The 19,648-nt window shown below is 66.5% G+C and carries 20 protein-coding genes and 1 pseudogene; 4 read left to right on the top strand and 17 right to left on the bottom strand.

Features of this window, described 5'->3' with window-relative positions; all coding sequences use genetic code 11:
• Positions 1 to 2: 2 nt before the first annotated feature.
• The 15 genes from M3I56_RS33635 to M3I56_RS33565 form a co-directional block, all read right to left on the bottom strand.
• On the bottom strand, positions 3 to 1,229 hold the full coding sequence (locus M3I56_RS33635; RefSeq protein ID WP_254357668.1) for a beta-ketoacyl-ACP synthase: 1,227 nt from the start codon (positions 1,227 to 1,229) through the stop codon (positions 3 to 5).
• Entirely contained in the window at positions 1,229 to 1,954 is a 726-nt protein-coding gene (locus M3I56_RS33630) for a 3-ketoacyl-ACP reductase FabG2 (protein ID WP_069267963.1), read from the bottom strand. The genes M3I56_RS33635 and M3I56_RS33630 overlap by 1 nt, the downstream gene beginning before the upstream one ends.
• Entirely contained in the window at positions 1,951 to 2,436 is a 486-nt protein-coding gene (locus M3I56_RS33625; RefSeq protein WP_254357667.1) for a hotdog family protein, read from the bottom strand. Before M3I56_RS33625 ends, M3I56_RS33630 begins: the two co-directional genes overlap by 4 nt.
• An 8-nt stretch (positions 2,437 to 2,444) precedes the next feature.
• Positions 2,445 to 3,623, bottom strand: a complete 1,179-nt coding sequence (locus M3I56_RS33620; protein WP_254357666.1) for a beta-ketoacyl-[acyl-carrier-protein] synthase family protein — start codon at positions 3,621 to 3,623, stop codon at positions 2,445 to 2,447.
• On the bottom strand, positions 3,623 to 6,034 hold the full coding sequence (locus tag M3I56_RS33615) for an MMPL family transporter (protein ID WP_254357665.1): 2,412 nt from the start codon (positions 6,032 to 6,034) through the stop codon (positions 3,623 to 3,625). Before M3I56_RS33615 ends, M3I56_RS33620 begins: the two co-directional genes overlap by 1 nt.
• Positions 6,034 to 6,717, bottom strand: a complete 684-nt coding sequence (locus M3I56_RS33610) for an outer membrane lipoprotein carrier protein LolA (protein ID WP_028208529.1) — start codon at positions 6,715 to 6,717, stop codon at positions 6,034 to 6,036. Before M3I56_RS33610 ends, M3I56_RS33615 begins: the two co-directional genes overlap by 1 nt.
• Positions 6,705 to 7,145, bottom strand: a complete 441-nt coding sequence (locus M3I56_RS33605; protein WP_254357664.1) for a thioesterase family protein — start codon at positions 7,143 to 7,145, stop codon at positions 6,705 to 6,707. The genes M3I56_RS33610 and M3I56_RS33605 overlap by 13 nt, the downstream gene beginning before the upstream one ends.
• Entirely contained in the window at positions 7,142 to 8,719 is a 1,578-nt protein-coding gene (gene hutH, locus M3I56_RS33600) for a histidine ammonia-lyase (RefSeq protein ID WP_254357663.1), read from the bottom strand. The genes M3I56_RS33605 and hutH overlap by 4 nt, the downstream gene beginning before the upstream one ends.
• A complete protein-coding gene (locus M3I56_RS33595; protein WP_254357662.1) occupies positions 8,706 to 10,415 on the bottom strand; it encodes a glycosyltransferase in 1,710 nt (569 codons plus the stop codon). The genes hutH and M3I56_RS33595 overlap by 14 nt, the downstream gene beginning before the upstream one ends.
• Complete coding sequence (locus M3I56_RS33590) at positions 10,412 to 12,127, bottom strand: AMP-binding protein (protein ID WP_254357661.1); 1,716 nt, start codon at positions 12,125 to 12,127, stop codon at positions 10,412 to 10,414. The genes M3I56_RS33595 and M3I56_RS33590 overlap by 4 nt, the downstream gene beginning before the upstream one ends.
• Positions 12,124 to 12,723: a hypothetical protein gene (locus tag M3I56_RS33585; protein WP_254357660.1), complete on the bottom strand. Its 600-nt coding sequence runs from the start codon at positions 12,721 to 12,723 to the stop codon at positions 12,124 to 12,126. Before M3I56_RS33585 ends, M3I56_RS33590 begins: the two co-directional genes overlap by 4 nt.
• A gap of 65 nt (positions 12,724 to 12,788) precedes the next feature.
• Positions 12,789 to 13,040 (bottom strand): acyl carrier protein, encoded by a 252-nt coding sequence (locus M3I56_RS33580; protein WP_028208535.1) that lies wholly within the window; start codon positions 13,038 to 13,040, stop codon positions 12,789 to 12,791.
• A gap of 3 nt (positions 13,041 to 13,043) precedes the next feature.
• Entirely contained in the window at positions 13,044 to 13,343 is a 300-nt protein-coding gene (locus tag M3I56_RS33575) for a phosphopantetheine-binding protein (RefSeq protein ID WP_254357659.1), read from the bottom strand.
• On the bottom strand, positions 13,318 to 14,112 hold the full coding sequence (locus tag M3I56_RS33570) for a 1-acyl-sn-glycerol-3-phosphate acyltransferase (RefSeq protein WP_254357658.1): 795 nt from the start codon (positions 14,110 to 14,112) through the stop codon (positions 13,318 to 13,320). The genes M3I56_RS33575 and M3I56_RS33570 overlap by 26 nt, the downstream gene beginning before the upstream one ends.
• Entirely contained in the window at positions 14,096 to 14,797 is a 702-nt protein-coding gene (locus tag M3I56_RS33565) for a beta-ketoacyl synthase chain length factor (RefSeq protein ID WP_254357657.1), read from the bottom strand. The genes M3I56_RS33570 and M3I56_RS33565 overlap by 17 nt, the downstream gene beginning before the upstream one ends.
• 642 nt (positions 14,798 to 15,439) lie before the next feature.
• On the opposite strand from M3I56_RS33565, the gene M3I56_RS33560 reads away from it, so the two are divergent.
• Positions 15,440 to 16,039 (top strand): LysE family translocator, encoded by a 600-nt coding sequence (locus M3I56_RS33560; protein WP_254357656.1) that lies wholly within the window; start codon positions 15,440 to 15,442, stop codon positions 16,037 to 16,039.
• Positions 16,040 to 16,049: 10 nt separating this feature from the next.
• Here the strand turns inward: M3I56_RS33560 and M3I56_RS33555 are convergent, their stop codons facing one another.
• Positions 16,050 to 16,568: a hypothetical protein gene (locus tag M3I56_RS33555; protein WP_254357655.1), complete on the bottom strand. Its 519-nt coding sequence runs from the start codon at positions 16,566 to 16,568 to the stop codon at positions 16,050 to 16,052.
• 294 nt (positions 16,569 to 16,862) lie between these two features.
• Here M3I56_RS33555 and purU point away from each other — a divergent pair, with 294 nt between their 5' ends.
• Positions 16,863 to 17,744, top strand: a complete 882-nt coding sequence (gene purU, locus M3I56_RS33550) for a formyltetrahydrofolate deformylase (RefSeq protein WP_028208541.1) — start codon at positions 16,863 to 16,865, stop codon at positions 17,742 to 17,744.
• Positions 17,745 to 17,760: 16 nt separating this feature from the next.
• On the opposite strand, the gene M3I56_RS33545 is transcribed toward purU, so the two are convergent.
• Entirely contained in the window at positions 17,761 to 18,021 is a 261-nt protein-coding gene (locus M3I56_RS33545; RefSeq protein ID WP_254357654.1) for a hypothetical protein, read from the bottom strand.
• Positions 18,022 to 18,257: 236 nt separating this feature from the next.
• On the opposite strand from M3I56_RS33545, the gene M3I56_RS33540 reads away from it, so the two are divergent.
• Positions 18,258 to 19,367 carry a GlxA family transcriptional regulator gene (locus M3I56_RS33540; protein WP_254357653.1) on the top strand — a complete coding sequence of 370 codons (1,110 nt, stop codon included), beginning with the start codon at positions 18,258 to 18,260 and terminating at the stop codon, positions 19,365 to 19,367.
• A gap of 83 nt (positions 19,368 to 19,450) precedes the next feature.
• A pseudogene (locus M3I56_RS33535) lies at positions 19,451 to 19,648 on the top strand (IS256 family transposase); the annotation flags it as partial.

The raw sequence follows: 19,648 nt of genomic DNA, 5'->3' as shown, positions 1-19,648 counted from the left end.
GCTCAACGCGCGCGCCGGAAGATCAGCGACGTGTTCACGCCGCCAAACGCGAAATTGTTGCTCATCACGTATTCGGCGTCTATCGTGCGCGGCTCGCCCAGGATGTAGTCGAGCGGCGCGCAGGCCGGATCGACCTCGGTCAGGTTGAGCGTGGGCGCGTACCAGTTGCGTTTCATCATCTCGATCGTCCACCAGGCCTCGATCGCGCCACAAGCACCGAGCGTATGGCCGATATAGCTCTTGAGCGAGCTGATCGGCATGCGCGCGCCGAAGGTCGCCGCCGTGGCCTGGCTTTCGGCCACGTCGCCGCGATCCGTGGAGGTGCCGTGCGCATTCACATACGCGATCGCCTCGGGGGCCAACCGCGCGTCGGCGAGCGCCTGGCGCATCGCGACCGCCATCGTCGCCGCCGTGGGCTGCGTGATATGGGCGCCGTCCGAATTGCAGCCGAAGCCGACCACTTCCGCATGAATGCGCGCGCCGCGCGCCACGGCATGCTCGTATTCCTCGAGTACGAGCGTAGCCGCGCCCTCGCCCACCACGAGGCCGTCGCGTGCGGCATCGAACGGACGCGGCGTGAGTTGCGGCTCGTCGTTGCGCGTGCTCGTGGCGTAGAGCATGTCGAACACGGCCACGCCGGGCCCCGAGAGCTCCTCGGCACCGCCCGCGAGCATCAGCGTCTGCTTGCCATTCGCGATCATCTCGTAGGCGTAGCCAATGGCCTGGCTGCCCGACGCACACGCGCACGACGTCGGCACGATGCGCCCCTTGAGGTCCCAGAAGAGGCTCACGTTCACGGCCGTGGTGTGCGGCATCATCTGCACGTAGCTGTTCGACGTCACGTCGCTCATCGAGCCCGTTTCGAGCATCTTGCCGAACGCGCGCACCGGCTCGACCGATCCGGCCGATGAGCCGTACGCCACGCCCATGCGGCCGTCCTTGATCGACGCGTCGTCGAGCAGGCCCGCGTCCGCCAGCGCGTGTTCGCTCGCGCGCACCGCGTAGAGCGAGACCGGGCCCATCGAACGCGTTTTCTTGCGCGGGTAATGTTCAGGTGTATTGAACGCCGGCAGCGGGCACGCAAGGCGTGTATGCAGCGACTCGATATAGTCCCAGTCGTGCACGCGCTTGACGGCGTTGACGCCGCCCTTGAGCGCGGCTTCGACCTGCTCCCACTGATCGCCGAGCGCGGTCACGCCGCCCATGCCGGTAATGACGACGCGTTTCATCAGACCATCCCGCCGTTGACGCCGATGACCTGGCGCGTGACATAAGACGCCGCGTCGGACATCAGGAAGCCGACCACGGCCGCAACTTCGGCGGGCTGTCCCACGCGATTCATCGGCACGGCCTTGAGCGCGTGCTCGAGCGGCACGTCGTCGAGCATGCCCGTATCGACGAGCCCGGGCGCGACGCTGTTGACCGTGATGTTGCGCGTGGCCAGCTCCACCGCGAGCGCTTTCGTCGCACCGATCAGTCCGGCCTTGGCGGCGCTGTAATTGACCTGACCGCGATTGCCCGTCACGCCCGACACCGAGGCCACCGTCACGATCCGGCCGCCCTTGCGCGCACGTACCATCGGCATGACGAGCGGATGCACGACGTTGTAGAACGCGTCGAGGCCCGTTTCGAGCACGATGTCCCAGTCTTCGTCGGTCAGTGCGGGGAACGCTGCGTCGCGCGTCACGCCCGCGCAGCAGACGATGCCGTAGTAGGCGCCGTGCGCCGCCACGTCTTCTTCGAGCGCCGCGCGGCATGCGGTGCGGTCGCGCACGTCGAACTGCAGCACGCTGGCCGCGCCGCCCTGTGCGACGATGCCAGCCGTGACGGCATCCGCTTCGTTGCGGCCCGTGCGGCAATGCACGGTGACGGCAAAGCCGTCCGCGGCGAGATGATAGGCGATCGCGCGACCAATGCCGCGGCTCGCGCCGGTGACGAGAACACGACGGCTCATGATCTGGAATTTTCCTCGATGAAAGTCTGAAAATCGCGTGGCTGATACACCTTCACGGTGGCCTCGGCGAATAGTTTGCCATCCTGACTGATGGTGCAGCCGTACGCGCCGTGGCCTTCTTCGCTGCGCAGCAGTTCGTTGACCGTAATGCTGAGCGGCGCGCCACTTGCGAACGCGCCTTGCGCCGCCTCATAGCGGCGCGTGCCGAGCAGCACGCCTGGGCGCGCGGGCTTGCCATCGCGCATCGACAACAGGCCGACGTGGGCCGCGATCGCCTGCGCCATCAGTTCGATGCCGATCCACGCGGGCATCGCGCCCTGCTCGTCGGCATACCAGGCATCGGCGCGCACGCGGGCGAGCGCTGTGAGCGATTCATCGCTGCAGGCGGCGACCGAGTCGAGCAGCAGCATCGTGCCACGGTGCGGGATGATCGCCTCGATCGGCGGGAATGCGTCCGTCGATAAGGAAGGAACGGAATTCATGGCCTCGATCACCGTCCGAGTATGAGTGAAACGTTGCTGCCGCCAAACGCAAATGAGTTACTCATCACGTATTGGCGCACGCCGTTGCGCGGCAAATACCGCACGTCTTCAACCAGGTCGAGCGAGGGCAGCGCCGGGTCGGCTTCGCCGTCCCACAGATGGCGCGGCAGCGCAACGTCGTCGCGAGCGAGCGTGAGCCACGCGAGCCCCAGTTCGCTCGCGCCCGCCGCGCCGAGGGTATGCCCCGTGAGCGGCTTCGTGCCGCTCGCGGCCACGCCGTCGGGAAACACGCGCGCCATGAGATGCGCTTCCATCTGGTCGTTCTTGATCGTGGCCGTTGCGTGCAGGTTGACGTAGCCGATCGCGGCCGCACCGATGCCCGCGTCGGCGAGCGCGGCACGCAATGCGAGTTCGCCGCCCGCGCCCTGTGGGTCGGGTGCGGAAATATGATGGGCGTCGCTCGACTCTCCCGCACCCGCGAGCATCACCGACCCCTCCTCGCGGCTCATCAGGAACACCGCCGCGCCTTCGCCGATGTTGATGCCGCGACGCTGCGCGCTCATCGGGTTGGTTCGTACGGGGCTCGTCGATTCGAGCGAGGCGAAACCTTGCAGCGTGAGTTCGCAAAGCGAATCGACGCCGCCCACGACGACGGCATCGCACAGGTTCGCGCGCAGCAGACGGCGCGCGGCGACGAAAGCCTTGGCGCTCGACGTGCATGCCGTGGAGATCGTGTACGCCGGGCCGCGCAGGTCGAGCGCCGCGGCGGCGAACGGCGCGGCCGTGCCGATTTCCATCTGGCGGTAGTCGAACGTCGAAGCGGCTTCTTGCTGCAGAGGCTGGGTGAACGTCATTTCCGCGGCACTGATGCCCGACGTGCTCGTACCCAGCACGACGCCGATACGGCCCGCGCCAAAGCGTTCGCGTGCGGCTTCGATCGCGGCCCGGATCTGCGCCAGCGCGGCAAGCAGAAGCCGGTTGTTGCGGCAGTCGTAGCAGGCGAGCGATGCGGGCGGCGCAACGTCGAGCGGCGCGTTCACGCTCCCCACGAACGCCGTGCCGGTGCGGGTCGCGATCGGCCCCATGCCGGGCGCTTCGCCGCGCCCGAGCGCTGCGACGATCGCAGCCACGTCGTCGCCGAGCGCGTTGACCATGCCGAGCGCGTGCAAATAGACAGGGGGCGCCATTAGGCCTTTCTCCGTTGATTCGTGGGCATGCCGATCGGCGCGAGCATGACGGACACCATGATGCCGAGCGACAGTGTGGCGCCGAAGCTCTTGAGCGCGGGCATGGAACTCATGCCGAGCATGCCGAACGAGAGCAGCGTGGTCGCGGCCGATAGCAGCACACCCGTCCATACCGCGCCGCGATCGGTGGCAGCGCGCATCGCGCCTTCGCGCAGAAAGACGGCATAGTTCGCGCCCACGCCGAGCACGAGCATCAGCGCCAGCATGTTGAAGAGATTGATGCGCACGTGCGCATAGCCGAAAGCGGTGAGCGTGACGCCGATGGCGAGCCACACCGGCAGTGCAACCGAGATGGCGCCGCGCCAGCCGTAGCGGAACATCAGCAGCGCGAGCACGAGCGTGAGCGCGCCCGCGAGCCAGATCGCACCGTCCTGCCGGTACACGCCGAACAGCCGCGATACGCTCGCCGCCTTGTCGACGAAGCTCACGCCGGGCAGCGCATGCGCGACGTCGAGAAGCGCGGGCGCGTTCGCAGCGGACACGCCCTGCGGAATCACGATCGCGGCGAATGCACCGGGCGTGCTCACGGAACGCCTGAGCCACAGGTGGCGGAACGGCTGCGACCAGGGTTCGGCAAGCCAGTCGTCCACGTGCAGCACGGAAGCGCCCGAATGCGCCCAGGCATCGAGCCACTTTTGCGCCACCTCGTCACGAAAGCCCGCTTCGCCCAGCAGCGTGCGCAAGGCGGTGGGATCGGCGAACACATGCGCGCCGAGCAACGCGCGATCGGCCCGCTGCCGCGCTTCGGAGGGCACGAACGACGTCACCGACTGCCAGCCGCTCAGCGCAGACGCGCCCGTGAGCGTGCCGAGCCGCGCGCACAACGCCTCGGTGCGCTCGAGCACGGCCTCGGGCGACGTGCCGCGCACGACGAAGAACTGCGCGCTGTTGTCGGCCCCCACGGCGCTCGACACCACACGCTCCTGCGCAACGAGCGCCGGGTCCCGCTGGATCAGCAGATGAATGTCGTCGTCGCTGCGCAGTTGCAGCCATCCCGGCACGGCGATGGCCACCAGTGCAAGCGCGACGCCCCATGCGCGCCGCCTGCCGATCAGCGCTTGCCATTTCGCGAGCGAGGCCGCGGCCACCGCGAAGAGCGTTTGGGGACTGCGGCGCGCGGGCTGCGTCATGAGGCTCGGCAGCAGCCAGATGACGGAAGCGAAGGCGGTGAAGATGCCGACGATGGCAAAGCACGCGATCTGCCTGAGCGCTGGAAACGGCGCGAACGTCAGAATGGCGTAGCCAAGCAGGCTCGTGCTGAGCGCCACCGTGAGCGCGGGCAGCACTTCCCGTGCGCCGCGCCGCGAATCCCAGCCGTGCCGCGTGCCGAGGTAGACGACGAAGTACTGAATGGAGTAATCGACCGCCTCGCCGATCAGGCTCGCGCCGAACACGAGCGTCAACAGATGCAGCTTGCCGAAGACGAGCATGGTGGCCGCGAGCGCGCACACGATGCCGAGTGCCGTGGAAACGAAACCCAGCAGGATCAGCCGCGGCGAGCGGAAGATCCAGAGCATGAGCAGTGCGATGCCTACCGCCGAAACGATGCCAATCAGATGCACGTCGCGCTCCGAGGCGCGGCGCGCAGACTCGGCATAGAACACGGCGCCCGTGCGCGCGACGGTTACATCGGGCCATGAAGCCTTGAGCGCAGCCTCGCCGTGTGCGACGGCAAGCAGCACGCCTCGCTGAACATCGGATTCGTAGGCTGATCCAGGCAGCGTGCCGATAACGAGCACGCTCGTGGTGTTAGCGCGGTGCGCAACGAGGAAACTGTCTTCGATGGTGAGATTCGATGCCGCGAGCGGCAGCCCCGCGAGCCAGTGCTGAAGCCAGCCAAAGGGATCGTCGGCGAGCGACGTCGCGAGACCCGCGTCCGGCAGTCCATAGATGCGCTCGGCGAGCGCTCCGCGCAGCGTTTCGGTGCTCCCGGAGGCAATCGCACGGTCTTGCGCCGTGAGCAGGCCAAAGCGGTACGGCAGGTAGAAGCGCGTAATGCGGCCGAGGTCGAACGGCGGGACTTGCGCCGTCACCGAAGCGAACGCGTGACTCGCGCCCAGCACCGCGCCCAGTCGCTGCGCCGCGGCTTTCGCGTGCGCCGCGTCGCTGCTCGACACGAGCAGCACGGCGCGGTTGCCGAGCGCGCTCGCAAGCTGGTCCACGGCCTCTTCGGCCACGGGGTCGGCCTCGGTTGCCGGCAGCAGCGCGAGCAGGTTCGTCTGCAGGGGCGTCGGTCCCGCAAAGCGCCAGGCGCAATACAGCGTCGCCGCGAGGGCCAGCAGCAGCCACGCGGCGCGCAGCGTCCACTGCCGCCACGGCTGGGTTGCGGTGCGAAGCTCAGAGGAACTCACTACGGCGTTCCGAAAAGCTTCTGGTCGGCGGGCGCCAGTTCGGACACCTGTGCGCTGCCGCTAAAGTCGTACTGCGTGACGTCGCCGTTGGCGAACGTGATGCGCAAGCTGTGCAGGAAGTCGCCGCCTTCCATCTCGATGCCGCGCAGCGCCTGCGCGATCTGCGGCTGGCGCGGCACGAGGTGCATCTGCCATTGCGAAGGCGTCCCGCGCGCCGCCACGTCGAATTGCGAGTACAGCCCGCTCAGGTCGCCGCCGAGCATCGCCCGCATCATCTTCGCGATCTCCGCCGCACCGCGCGCGCCCTGTGCACCGCCGTTCCGGGTGCGCTGATCAGGTTGAACGTTGGCATCGATCACGGTGACACCGCTGTCGCGCATGATCCACGTTTTCCTGTACGGCGTCTCGACCTGCCAGATCACGCCGCGCTCGCGAAAGAACAGCAGCGAACCCGTGCTGACGAGCGGGGCTTTCATCGCGGCAAGCGTCTGCGTTTGCGTGAAATGCGCACGGACGCCGTTCGCGCGCGCGAGACGCGACGCGATCTGCGAGACGAGTGCCGCGTCGCCGGCGCTCGCGTTCGTGCTCACGGTCACAGCCGCCGTCGCGGCCCGCGCCGGCATCCACATCGACTGAAGCGCAAGCAGAGCGGCCACCGCCGCGCATCGTTTCAACGCGCCCATGCACGCTCCAGCCTTTCGCGCACGACCGGCGGCGAGACGAACTGCAGCTCCTGCGTCGCGGCGTTCACGGCGACCTGGATCGTGTAGCCCTTCGTGAGCCGCGTGCGCGAATCGCGATCGTAGATTTCGTAGCTGATTTTCAGGCGATTTTCGTACTCGAGCAGGTGTGCGCAGACCTCGAGCTGCTGCCCGTAAACGGCGGGCCGCACATACTTCAAATGCGCTTCGACCACGGGCCACACGTAGCCCGAGGCCTGCATCTCGCGATAGTCGTAGTCGAACTTGCGCAGCAGCGCCGCGCGGCCGAATTCGAAGTACTTCAGATAGTGGCCGTGCCAGCAGACGTTCATCGCGTCCACGTCATGGAACGGCACTTCCACGTTCGCGCTCGCGCTCAACACCGGCACGAGCTTGCGTGATTCGCTCATGGCCTGACCTCCGCGTTCTGCGCCAGGAAGTCGCCTGTTGCGATTCGCTCCGTCATGGCGCGCAGTTCGCGTTCGAGCGCGCGGTCCTCGTCGACGAATGGCGACGTCGCGGCCACGTCTTCCATGAACGCGGCAAGCGGCTCGGGAATCACGGTCGCGGCGTTGCCGCGCAGCCGCAGGCGCGCGGCCTGCACGGTGGCGAGCGCGTGGGCGGCCGCGACCTGCTCGGTGAGTTGCAGCACGCGCAAACAGTCGCGCGCCGCGATCGTCCCCATGCTCACCTTGTCCTGGTTGTGCGCCTCCGTCGAGCGGGAGAACACGCTCGCGGGCATCGTGTGCTTGAGCGCCTCCGCCGTCCACGCCGACGACGAAATCTGCACGGCCTTGAAGCCGTGATTGATCGGCGCACGCGCACTCGTCGCGCCCGTGAGATTGCGCGGCAGGCCGTTGTTGAACTTGTCGTCGACGAGCAAGGCGAGTTGCCGGTCCATCAGATCGGCAAGATTCGCCACGGCCGTCTTGAGGCCGTCCATGGCGAACGCGATATGGCCGCCATAGAAGTTGCCGCCGTGCAGCACGCGCTCGCCGTCGGGATCGATCAGCGGATTGTCGTTGGCGCTGTTCAGTTCGTTCTCGATGTCGCGGCGCATCCACGCGAGCGCGTCGTTCGCCACGCCGATCACGTGCGGCGCGCAGCGGATCGAATAGCGGTCCTGCAAGCGGTGTCCCGGCGTGTCCGGACGGCCGGCCAGATCGGCGCGGATCCATGCCGCCGCTTCGCCCTGCCCGGCGTGCGGCTTGGCCTCGAAAATGAACGCGTCGAAATGCGCGGCGCGCCCGTCGAGCGCCACCGTGGCGAGCGCGGTGAGCCGCGCGGCCAGGCGCGCGAGCTGCGCCGCCCGCGTGAACGCGAGACAGGCGAGGCCCGTCATGACCGCCGTGCCGTTCATCAGCGCGAGGCCTTCCTTGGGCGCGAGCGTGAGCGGTTCGCGGCCTAGCGCGAGCCACGCGTCGCGCGCCTCGCACGGCGCGCCGCGAAACTGCACGGCGCGCTCGCCGACCAGCGCCGCCGCGACATACGAAAGCGGCGTGAGGTCGCCGCTTGCGCCCACCGAGCCTTCGGCGGGAATACGCGGCAACACGCGATGATTGATGAGATCGGCAAGGCGTTCGAGCAGCACCGGGCGCACGCCCGAAAGCCCGAACGCCAGCGAATTCAGACGCGCGGCGATCACGGCGAGCGCCGAGGCGTCGTCGAGATACTCGCCCATGCCGCAGCCGTGATAGCGCGTGAGCTGCAGCGGCAGGGCCTCGACGAGCGCCATCGGCACGTCGACGACACAGGCGTCGCCGTAGCCCGTATTGACGCCGTACACGGTCGCTCCGGCTTCGAGATGCCGGCGCAGAAACGCCGCCCCGCGCGCGATGCGTTCGCGCCAGGCCGGGTCGTCGTTGAGCCGCACGGCGGCGCTGCCGCGCGCTACCGCCACGACGTCCTCGATCGTCAAATGGCGGCCGCCGAATACCACGGCATCCGCTTTGACGTCGGCATCCTTCAGGTCAGTTTCGGCCATTCGCACCCCCGCTGGGGCGCGCCCAGAAATCGTAGAAGTTGAACCATTGGTAAGGCGCCTTGCGGCAATAGTGTTCGAGGCGCGACGCAAAGCGCTGCGCCCATGCCGCTATATGCTCGGCGCGGCCCCGCCGCGGCAGATCGATGCGCTCGGCAAACGGCTCGAAGTAAAGCCGGTAGCCCGTGTGCTCTTTCAGGCAGAACAGCAGATAAACGGGGCACGCGAGCGCATGCGCCAATACATAGGGCCCCTGAGCAAACGCGGCTGTCTCGCCGAGGAATTGCGCTTCGGTGGTACGGCCGGTTTCGCGCGCGGGCGTGCGGTCGCCGACGATGACGAGCAGCTCGCCGCGCTCGATGCGCTCCTGCATCATCAGCGCCGTTTGCGGGCCGAAGTCGCTCACCGGCACGAGATGCTGCGCGAAATCGTGATTTGCAGAAGCCAGCACGCTGTTGAAGCGTTTCGCGTGCTCCGTGTAGACGATGGCCGTCACCTTCGTTTGCGCGCCGCGCACGGCCAGCGCGCGCGCCATTTCGAGGTTGCCGTGGTGCGAGCCGATCACGAGCGCGCCGCGGCCGCTCGCGATCAACGCGTCGAACGCGCGTGGGTCGTCGATCTCCACCTCGGCCTGATCGACGCGGCCCGTCCAGGCAGCCAGCTTGTCGAAGCCCGATTGCGCGAACGAGAGCATATGGCGGTAGGCCGTGAACCAGCCGGGGCGCGGCGTCTCGCGTTCCGGCGAACACTGCTGCAGCCGGTCGAAATAGCGCCGCGAGGCGTCGCGCGCGGGACGGCCCGTCACCAGGAAGTAGGCGACGATGGGGTGCAGCCAGAGCGCGGTGAAGCGCCGCCCGAACAGGCCGCAGCTCCAGGCGAGCAACGCCATGCCGAGCCGGCTGCCGCGTTCGGCCGTGCGCCACCACGGGTCTTTGCCATCGCCCGCAGCCGCGCGCCGCGGCACAACCTTGTGGGCGAGCAGCAGCGGCAGACGCGCGAGCATCCCCACGACGAGCCGCGTGTGGCTGCGGCTGATGCGCACGTTGTCCCACAGCACGTCGAAATGCGAGACGCCATCGGCCGCGTAGGTGACGGCGGTCGGAATCGAGACAAACGCCACGCGCCGCCAGTGCAGGCGCACGAGAATCTCGATGTCGAAGTCCATGCGCTCGGGCAACTTCACGCTGTCGATCAGCGCACACGCGAGGTCGAGCGGATAGAGGCGGAAGCCGCACATCGAATCGCGAATCGTGAACGAAAGCGTCTCGATCCAGACCCACACATGGGTCAGATAGCGCCCGTAGAGACGCGCTTTCGGCACGCTCTCGTCGTACACGGGCTGGCCGATCACGACCGCACGCGGATTCGCCTGCGCGGTGGCGAGAAAGCGCGGGACGTCCGCGGCGTCGTGCTGGCCGTCGGCGTCGATCTGCAGCGCGTGTGTATAGCCCGCGTCGCGCGCGGCGCGCAGCCCCGCCATCACCGCCGCGCCCTTGCCGCCGTTCACGGGCAGGCGCCGCAGCGTGAGCTTGCCGGCGTAGCGCCGCGCGAGGTCCGCCAGCACCTGCTGGGTGGCGTCGTCGCTGCCGTCGTCCACGACGATGAGCGGCAGGCCGTGGACGATCAGGTTCGCCACGGTGCCGCCGATCGCGTCCTTGTGGTTGTAGATCGGAATGACGATACAGGCCGCGAGGCTCATGCGGGCTCCCTGTATACGAAGGCGCCGGACGCGCAGTCGCGTTCGCCGACGCGCCACGCGAACGCTACGCGCCGGCGCGCGGCGTCGTGCTTGAGCACGAGCTTGAGCAGCGCACCCGGCGGTACCGGCATGGTGAATTTCAGTTGATCGACCGAGGCGAGCGCACGCACGCCGGGCACCCAGTCGCGCGCGAACCGCATCGCCCAGTCCACCTGCACGACGCCAGGCAGAATCGGCAAGCCCGGAAAGTGGCCCGCGAAATGAACGAGCGTGTGCGGCACGCGCAACTCGAAAGCCCGCCCTTCTGCGTCGTCCCATTGCGCGAGCAGCTCGAACCCTTCTTCGCTGGCTGCGAACGCGCGGGCGACCGCTTGCGCCTGAATCTTGCCGCGCGAGTCGACTGGCAGCGCGCAGTGAATGCGCCAGTGGCGCGGCAGAACCACTGCGTCGAACCAGGCGGCGAGATGGCGGCGCAACGCCTTGAGGAGCAGAACGCGGCCATCGCGGCGCAGCGTTTCGCGGCCCTCTGCGGTGAGCACCACGAGCGTGCCAATGCGCTCGCGCGAGCCGCCTTCGAGCAGCACGGTCCTCACTTCCGCAACGCCGGGATGCAGCAGCAGCTTGCTCTCCATCTCGCTGAGCGACACACGCTTGCCGTCGAGCTTGACCACGCGGTCGAGACGCCCTTGCAGCACGAAGCGGCCGTGCTCGTCGAACGCGGCCTTGTCGTCGGTGCGATGCCAGCCGTCGTGGCCGAGATGCGGCGAGCGCACTTCGAGCGCGCCGCCCTCTTCTGCCGCGCCCACGCGCGCGGCGATGCCCGGCATGGGCGTCCACGCTTGCATTTCGTTTTGTCTGCGCCAGGCGATGCCACCCGTTTCCGTGCTGCCGTAGATCTCCAGCGGCGCGGCACCGAACGTGGCGGCGTATTGCTTTGCGGTGTCGAGCGGCAGCGGGCCGCCCGACGAGAAGAACGCGCGCGGCTGCGGACCGAGCGTCGCGAAACCCGGCAGATCGGGCCAGCGCGAGAGCTGCGCAGGCGTCGAGACGACGACGGTCGCGTCGCACTGCGCCGAACATTCGGCAATCCGCGCCTGCAATTGAGCCGGGTCGGCACAGGTCGCGCGGGCGAACGGCCTTCCCGCGGCCAGTGGCCAGAAGACGCGGAACAGCAGCCCGTAAATGTGGTGATGCGGTACGCTCGCGAGCACGGCCGCGTCGCCCAGCAGCGTGCCCCACGCGGCTTCCAGCGTATGCACTTCGGCGTCGAACTGCGCGAGCGTCTTGTGTACGGGCTTCGGCGTGCCGCTGCTGCCGGACGTGAAGAGCGTGAGCATCGCATTCGCGTCGATCGCCATGCCGAGGTCGACGGGCTGAACCGCAGCCGTATCGGCACACCACCCGGCAAGCTCGTTTTCGTCCAGCACCGCGTCGTACGCGTCGCTCAGTTCGGCGAGATAGCCCGGCGTCGCGTTCGCCGGAATCACGGGCACCTTGCCGGCCGCAAGCAGTCCGAACAAAGCACAGGCGAACAGATACGGGTCGTCGCTCCATAGCGCGAAGCGCAGGCCCGGCCGCGTGCGCACGCGCGCGGCCATGCCCAGCGCATGCGCACGGAACGTAGCGAAATCCGTCACGTTCGCGCCATCGACGCAAACCACGCTACGCGGCGCGCGGCAACGCGTCACGAGAAGCTCGTGCAATGCGATCACACCGCCTCCCGTCGCGCAGCACGCGGCAGCATGATGCATTTGCGCCAGACGAACTCGCCGGCCAGCAGCGCGCCGATGATCCCGTAGGCGAGCGCGCCGTTGTAGAGCGACCAGGCGTGAGCGGACCAGACGAGCGCCGTCCAGGCCGAAAACAGGCTGTTCAAAGCGAAAAATCCACACCAGAGCTGCGTGACGCGGCGCGTATAGCGCACGATGTGCGCGGGCGGATCGGCATAGGTCAGACGTGCGAATTTTTCGACCATCGACGGACCCTTCACGAGGGTCGCGCCGAATGCGACGAGCAGCCCGATATTCACGAGCGAAGGATACAGGCGCATGAGTCGTTCGCTATTGGTGATCACGATGGCCACCGAGGCGACATTGAGCGTGACGGCCACCGCCCAGTCCACCGGCGTGAGCTTGCGCAGCGTTGCGGCGAGCGCGCCCGTGCCTGCCACGCGCTGCATCCAGAGCAGCACGAGCAGCAACAAGCCCACGAAGCGCGGCGAATCCCAGCGCCACGCGCACAGGATCACGACCGGGTAGCCGAGACCGGCTAGCAGCTTCCACTTGCTGCGCGCCCGGCTGCCTGCCACGTTGCTTTCACCTGCAGCGGCAGGCTCAGCCGAGCTGTGCCCGCGAAGAACCGTCACGAATGGCCTCAAGCCTGGGTCACGAGCAGCGACTCGACCGCGGCGATCACGTCGCCCACCGTGCGCACCTGCTTGAACTCTTCCGGCTTGATGCGGCGGCCCGTCATTTCCTGGAGCTTGATGGCCAGATCGACGGCGTCGATGCTGTCCAGATCCAGTTCCTCGAACAGGTGCGCCTCCGGCGTGACGCGTGCCGGATCGATATCGAAGTTCTCGTGAAAGATCTCGCGGATACGGTCGAGAATTTCAGCTTCGTTCATGATTCAATCCCCTTTCCCTGCAGTGGCTTCCAGCGCCGCGTTTTCGTTTGCGTGGCCCGCGACGAGCGCCGCGAGCGTGTTGATCGACCGGAAGTAGCCGCGCACGTTTTCGTCGTCGGCGTTGATGGTCAGTTGATAGCGCTGGCGCAACACGATGCCGATCTCCAGCGCGTCGATCGAGTCGAGCCCCACGCCGTCGGTGTCGAACAACGGCGCGTCGTCGTCGATATCGGCGGGCGTGAGATGCTCGAGATCGAGCGCCTCGATCAGGAGCCGCTTAATTTCCAGTTTTAAAGTATCCATAGTCAAACAGGTGCTGTGTGATTTGCGCCTCGATGGTGCGCGTGACGTTGCGCGCGGCGAGTGCGGAAGGCATGTCGCGCGGCGCGAGCGGCTGGACGCCGATGGGCGCCAGCACGTTCACGGTCATGCGGAAGGGTCGCTGCGGAATGTGATACCAGCGCATCTGCTTGGTGAAGGCGGGCGGATCGCAGTGCATGAGCACAGGCAGAACCGGCGCGCCGGCCTCGAGCGCCGTATGCGCGAAGCCGCGCGAGAACGCGTGCAGGCGATTCGGCGCGGGGCTGCGCGAGCCTTCGGGAAAAATGATCATGCTGTAGCCGTTCGCCAGCTGGCGCGCGCAGTCCTGGACGAAGCCTGCGGGATCGGCATTGCTCACGTACTCGGCCGCCCGCACGATGCCCCAGAAGCACGGGTTGCGCCAGTGCGCGTTCTTCACGACGCAACAGGCGGAAGGCGTGAGCGCGAGCAGCACCACCACGTCGAGGTAAGTGGGATGGTTCGCGACAACGATGGCAGGGGCGCCCGAGCGCAGCGCCTTCGCGCCCGCCACGTCGAGCTTCATGACGCCCGCGCGCTGCAAGGCGGCCACGAGCGAGCGGAAAAACCAGTGAATGATGGTGGTGACCGCGCGTTGCCGCGAAGCGCGATGCGGCCAGACCGACGCGAGTGGAAACACGATCACCGAGAACAGCAGCCCGCACGCGCCGAACAACGCGAGGCTGAAACCGGTGGCGAAGAGCCGCCAGCCGTAATCAAGCCGAGCCGACATGCCAGCTCCATTGCCATGTGCCGCCGCTGCCCTGCCACGCGGCGCTTGCGCCGCCGCTCAGGCAGTGATGCAGCGCTTCACTTTGCGTAGGGAATGTGCGTGCTGGCGCGGCCAAGGCCTGCTTGTTTTCCGTGATGGAGCACGCGAGCCGGCCTTGCGCAGCCTCGCTCGCATCGAGCAGCAGCGCGAACGCGCCGCGCTGCACTTCCTGCTCGACCGCGCCGTAGCGCGTGTCGGCGGGTTCGTCGGCGTAGACGACCAATACCGGGCTGCCGGGGTCTTCGGCATGCAGCGCATGGCCTTCGAGCAGCGCGTAGCCCAGCGTTTGCGCGCCTGCCGAGAGGGCCGTAGCCGGCGAACGGTCGCCCCGCACGATGCCGAATAGCCCCGTCATCGCATTGAGCACGGAAAGGCTGAACGCGTTCGGCGAAACGGGTTTGTGTGCCTCGATGTCGCGCAGAATGTCCGTCGTGCGGCGCAACTCGCCGTGCCGCGATGCGAAAACCACGCGTGTCCGGGTTTGCGCATCGACGCAGTCGCCCGCGACCTTCAGCGCCATCCGCGAAAGCGCGCTCAGGCGGCGGCGCATCATCGGATCGACGAACGCAACCTCAGGCAGACTTTCCGATGCGGAAGACCAGAAGGACCAACGTGCCACGGGCATGGTCCACGACAAATCAGGCATAGGGGTTGACGATAACGGCAGCCGCAGCGTGCGGGCTCTCGACCCCGAACGGCGTATGTTTATTCTTCCTCGGCCCGCAAATTCTCTGGGCAAAGTTCTCGTGCGTACTTTAACGGCGTGATTCGCGAATTATTTAGGGTGAGCCATGAAATATTTCGAAATGATTTGTTACGCATCAATAGATGCATTGAAATCAATAACTTAAGCCCGTGGCGTAAGCGCACATCTGCCAAAGCAGATGCCGCTCTCGGCATGACGAATATAGGCCAGTGATTTAGCGGCCCGGACTCGGCTGAAATAGGCATAAACCGGGGTAAGTGTGTTCGGATTATTGTTTTGAAATTCAGCGGCAGCCGCGGAGTCACTTGGCGGCCTTTCGCAACCCGGTCGCGGGAAATGACTGGTCAAAAACGAGGGATCGTCGACCGTCGACTGTTGGATGACGACTTGCATGATAGAGAAAGGCACATGCGTTGACGATCGGACGGGTCCGAAATTGAGTTCTCGTAAGGCCCTGATTTTCAATTCATTTCGCCCGAAACACTTAAGCCGTAGAATGGGGGCACTGCGGGGCAGTTTCAGTCATTGGCTGTCAAAACGCCTTACCCGCAGCTTCCAATAACCCGACCCCCAGTCGCTCCCATGCTTTCCATTTCCACCATCGGGCTGATGGTCTCGGGCTGTGCGATCGTGCTGCTCATGCCGGGGCCGACCAACACGCTGCTCGCCGCCGCCGGTTTGCGGCAGGGTCTGCGGCGCTCCGCGCATCTGACCGTCGCCGAACTGGCCGGCTACCTGGTGTCGATTACCGTCTGGGGGCTGTGCTTCACTCATGCGTCGAATTCGCTGAGCTGGCTGCCGAAGGTGCTGCGTGTGGCCAGCAGCCTCTATCTGGCGTGGCTCGCCTTGCGCCTTTGGTTCACGGCAGATTCGATCGAAACCTCGGCAAGGGACGTGGTCAGCACGCGCACGCTGTTCAGCGCCACGGTGCTCAATCCCAAGGCCATTTTGTTCGCCGGCTCGATTTTTCCGCCTACGGCGTTCGCGAGCGTCATCACGTGGCTCCAGGCCATGGCGATCTTCGCGGTCTTGCTGATTCCCATTGGCCTCACATGGATCGCCATTGGCGCCGCGCCGCGCAACGGCCGGGCGCCGTTCATTCGTCCCGCGTTCTTCCAGCGTTGCGCGTCCGTCGTGGTGGGCGCCTTCTCCCTATCGCTCATGTGGGTGCTCGCGCACTGACGCTAGCGCATCATTCCCGGGGTCGAGCGACCTGCGGCGCAATGAGTTCGGCAACGCTGAACCAGCGGCTGCCAGCCGCTCCGGCCAGGCGCTGCAGCGCCTCGGCGTCGTTCACACTGCATTCCACCGGAAAGGACTTCGCTGCATAGGCGGCTAGCCAGAGGGTCCGCATCACGCCATCCGTGAATGCAACGTGCGGCACAGCGGCGCTCGCCGGGCAACTGACTTCGGCAAGCGGCACGGGGTCGTGCTCGCCGAAGCTGAAACCTTCGGCCGCCAGTTCGAAGCGCGGGTCGGCACGCCACGTCTGCGGATTGCCGTTTGCGAGCCCGGCGTGCTCGCCGCACGGGTCGTCGCGCCAGAGCCTCAAGAAGCGCGCGCAGTCCACTTCGACCACGGCCCGTTCCTCGTTGCCATAGTTCGAGCGACTCACCGACAGATACACGTCGGCGACCGATGTGCGCACGCGAAAAAGCGCGGCACGCTGCCCGCTCAACGCCCTCGCCTGCAGACCCAGGTAACTCTCCATCTCCGCTCCAGATTAGCCGCAGCCCCATGCTTGCCGGAGAAAAAAGCGCGGGATAGCAGGAATGCGACAGCCATAGGGGCAAAAGTGACCTTCTTCATGTTGGCGACGGGTAGGTGCGGGTTAGGTGCCGGGTTGGCGCCGGGTTGGCGCCGGGTTGGCGTATTCATTCTCTCGATACAGCGCGTGGGTTCTATGTGCGGCACGTGGATTGGTGGCTTACTTGCGCCATCAAGCCAGCGCCCCGGCACGAGCCGCAAGTTGCAGCGGGCGCATCACGACACGAGGAGAACGCGCATGCCCACCGAAGACCCGCAGCACCGCTACGTGCTCACGCTGTCCTGCCCTGCCGCCGCCGGGCAGGTTGCCGCGGTCGCCGGCTTTCTCGATGCGCACCGCGGCTATATCGACGAGCTCACGGTCTTCGACGACGACATCAGCACGCGCTTCTTCCTGCGCTGCGTCTTTCACGAGGTCGTGCAGGCCGGCGCGGGCGAGCGCTTCGATCTGGCGGGTCTGCGGGACGAGTTCGCGAGCGTCGCGCGCAAGCACGAAATGACCTGGGCCATTCACGACCTGCGGGTGCGTCCCAAAGTGCTCATCATGGTGTCGAAGCTCGAGCACTGCCTCGCCGACCTGCTGTTTCGCTGGCGCATGGGCGAACTGCAGATGGACATTGCGGGCATTGCCTCGAATCACCGCGATTTCGAACCGCTCGCCAGGCAGCACGACCTGCCGTTTCACTACCTCCCCGTCACGCCTGAAACGCGACGTGAACAGGAAGCCGCCATCCTCGACCTGTTCGATTCGACCGGTTCGGAGCTGCTGATTCTCGCGCGCTACATGCAGATTCTTTCCGACGAAACGAGCCGGAAGCTGGCCGGCCGCGCCATCAACATCCACCATTCCTTCCTGCCCGGCTTCAAGGGCGCGCGCCCCTATCATCAGGCGCACGTGCGCGGGGTCAAGCTGATCGGCGCGACGGCGCACTTCGTCACCGACGATCTCGACGAAGGCCCGATCATCGAGCAGGAAGTGCAGCGGGTCGACCACTCGCTGAACCCCGAGCGTCTGCTGGCTGTGGGGCGCGACGTCGAATGCGTGACGCTCGCGCGCGCCGTGCGGGTATTTCTCGAGCGCCGGGTCTTCATCAACGACGGCCGCACCGTCGTGCTGTGAGCAAGCGTATGGGCGTTCACGCCGCCATGCTGTGGCGGCGCTGCGCCTGCGCCACCAGCGCCGCGAACGTGTCCTCGCTCATCCTGCTCGCCACGCGCTCTGCATAGTCGTGATGCCGACGCGCGAGCGCCGCGCCCACGCAACGCGCCTGCAGATAACGCAGCAGCCCGATACGCCCGTGTCCGCGCGCCATGCTCTGCTCCAGCAGGGCGAGCGCGGCTTCAGCGTCGCCGTGACAGGCGCGTTTGTTGAGTTCGACGGTTTCGGTGCGCGGCATGAAAACAGGCCTCGTGGATGGGTGCGGCGTGGGTCGTGTGCCCGCTAAAGAGTTGACCAAAGCGGCGGCGCCGCCGCTAGAACGAACGCGCCAGGGCGGCGGAACCGCCCCGCCATGCGGCGTGTATTCCGTGAAATTTTCGCTTTTGCGAAGATCGATGGCGGAAAACGACAAGCGTCTCGGGGCCATATCGTGGAAGCTTGGCTGAAACCACATCGCCGCTATCCTGTGCTTCCATGTCCGACACACTCGCCACCGCCGTTTCCTTCGACGCCGCTCCCAAGGAGCGCATCCGTTTCGGCATCGTGCTGCTGCCGAACTTCACGCTGACCGCGTTCTCGGGTTTCGTCGACATGCTGCGTCTGTCCGCCGACGAAGGCGACTACAGCAAGCCCGTGCGCTGCTCGTGGCGCGTGATCGGCGAAACGCTTGCGCCCGTGCGTGCGAGTTGCGGCATTCAGATCGCGCCTTGGGAGACCTTCGCCGACGCCGAGCCGGTCGACTATCTCGTGGTCGTGGGCGGACTGCTGCACTCCGGCCCGCATGCGAGCGAAGCCACGCTGCAGTACATCCGCCGCGCGGCCAGCGGCGAGACGACGGTCGTCGGGATCTGCACCGGCGTTTTCGCGCTCATGCGCGCCGGCGTGCTCGACGGTCATCGTATTTGCGTGAGCTGGTTCCACTATTGGGACTTCATCGAGCGCTTCCCCAACGTCAATGCCGACGCCATCGTCGCCGACCGCCTGTTCGCGATCGACCGTCGCCGCATTACCTGCTCCGGCGGCCGCGCGTCGATCGACGTCGCCGCCGCCATCTTGCTGCGCCACTTCGACCACGCGACCGTGCAAAAGGCGCTGCGCATTTTGCTGGTCGGCGAAATGCAAAAGGGCAATGCACCCCAGCCTCACCCGCCCGGCCTCGAGCCCGCCACGCACCCGAAGGTCAAGCGTGCCGTACTGTTGATGGAGCAGCAGGTTGGCCGCAACGTGCCGCTGGAAGAACTGGCCTGCAAGCTGAACCTCTCGCCACGGCAGCTCGAACGCCTCTTCAAGGCGGAAACGGGCAAGAGTCCGCGTGCATTCGCCAATGCGTTGCGTCTGCGGACAGCCGCCTGGCTACTCACGAGTTCGGATCGCACCGTTGCCGATATTGCTTCGAGTTGCGGGTTTTCGGATGCCTCGCATCTTGGGCGTGAGTTTCGTAAGCAGTTCGGGGTGCCGCCTGTTATGTTTCGTGCGCAACGCAGTGGGCAGGATGCGGTGCAGTTGGCGGATCTCGATGCGCTATTGCGGAGTGGTGCTGCGCTTGCTGAGGGGGAGGTTGCTGTTGGCGGTTCGTTGCATTGATGTTTGGTGGCCGGTTGGCTGGTTGGCCGGTTTGGACCTATCCGCCATTTTGTGGGCGGGGCATATCATGAGAGGTAAAAATCATGGATATGCCAATGAAGAAGAAACGCACCGTCGCTTCGCAGGCAGCGGCCCGCGGGCCGCTGCCTGCCCTGCCTGAAGGGCTGCTTGACGAGCTGGTCAAGGGACCGATGACGCCCGCCGAGGTTCAGGATCTGATGCTCGCGTTCAACAAGGCAATCATCGAACGCGCGATGGGCGCCGAAATGAACATGCATCTG

Origin of the sequence: Paraburkholderia sp. CNPSo 3281, assembly GCF_024206515.1 — a bacterium.
GTDB lineage: Bacteria > Pseudomonadota > Gammaproteobacteria > Burkholderiales > Burkholderiaceae > Paraburkholderia > Paraburkholderia nodosa.
The sequence above is the reverse complement of the archived record's forward strand: the minus strand, read 5'-3'. Positions and strand labels throughout refer to the sequence as shown.

What these genes read in the sequence shown, in the direction of transcription:
- M3I56_RS33620 (WP_254357666.1), bottom strand. Translation starts at nt 3,623, where the DNA reads ATGGCGCCCCCTGTCTATTTGCACGCGCTCGGCATGGTCAACGCGCTC.
- M3I56_RS33595 (WP_254357662.1), bottom strand. Translation starts at nt 10,415, where the DNA reads ATGAGCCTCGCGGCCTGTATCGTCATTCCGATCTACAACCACAAGGAC.
- M3I56_RS33605 (WP_254357664.1), bottom strand. Translation starts at nt 7,145, where the DNA reads ATGAGCGAATCACGCAAGCTCGTGCCGGTGTTGAGCGCGAGCGCGAAC.
- M3I56_RS33580 (WP_028208535.1), bottom strand. Translation starts at nt 13,040, where the DNA reads ATGAACGAAGCTGAAATTCTCGACCGTATCCGCGAGATCTTTCACGAG.
- M3I56_RS33635 (WP_254357668.1), bottom strand. Translation starts at nt 1,229, where the DNA reads ATGAAACGCGTCGTCATTACCGGCATGGGCGGCGTGACCGCGCTCGGC.
- M3I56_RS33565 (WP_254357657.1), bottom strand. Translation starts at nt 14,797, where the DNA reads ATGCCTGATTTGTCGTGGACCATGCCCGTGGCACGTTGGTCCTTCTGG.
- hutH (WP_254357663.1), bottom strand. Translation starts at nt 8,719, where the DNA reads ATGGCCGAAACTGACCTGAAGGATGCCGACGTCAAAGCGGATGCCGTG.
- M3I56_RS33625 (WP_254357667.1), bottom strand. Translation starts at nt 2,436, where the DNA reads ATGAATTCCGTTCCTTCCTTATCGACGGACGCATTCCCGCCGATCGAG.
- M3I56_RS33540 (WP_254357653.1), top strand. Translation starts at nt 18,258, where the DNA reads ATGTCCGACACACTCGCCACCGCCGTTTCCTTCGACGCCGCTCCCAAG.
- M3I56_RS33545 (WP_254357654.1), bottom strand. Translation starts at nt 18,021, where the DNA reads ATGCCGCGCACCGAAACCGTCGAACTCAACAAACGCGCCTGTCACGGC.
- M3I56_RS33560 (WP_254357656.1), top strand. Translation starts at nt 15,440, where the DNA reads ATGCTTTCCATTTCCACCATCGGGCTGATGGTCTCGGGCTGTGCGATC.
- M3I56_RS33575 (WP_254357659.1), bottom strand. Translation starts at nt 13,343, where the DNA reads ATGGATACTTTAAAACTGGAAATTAAGCGGCTCCTGATCGAGGCGCTC.
- M3I56_RS33555 (WP_254357655.1), bottom strand. Translation starts at nt 16,568, where the DNA reads ATGGAGAGTTACCTGGGTCTGCAGGCGAGGGCGTTGAGCGGGCAGCGT.
- M3I56_RS33630 (WP_069267963.1), bottom strand. Translation starts at nt 1,954, where the DNA reads ATGAGCCGTCGTGTTCTCGTCACCGGCGCGAGCCGCGGCATTGGTCGC.
- M3I56_RS33570 (WP_254357658.1), bottom strand. Translation starts at nt 14,112, where the DNA reads ATGTCGGCTCGGCTTGATTACGGCTGGCGGCTCTTCGCCACCGGTTTC.
- purU (WP_028208541.1), top strand. Translation starts at nt 16,863, where the DNA reads ATGCCCACCGAAGACCCGCAGCACCGCTACGTGCTCACGCTGTCCTGC.
- M3I56_RS33610 (WP_028208529.1), bottom strand. Translation starts at nt 6,717, where the DNA reads ATGGGCGCGTTGAAACGATGCGCGGCGGTGGCCGCTCTGCTTGCGCTT.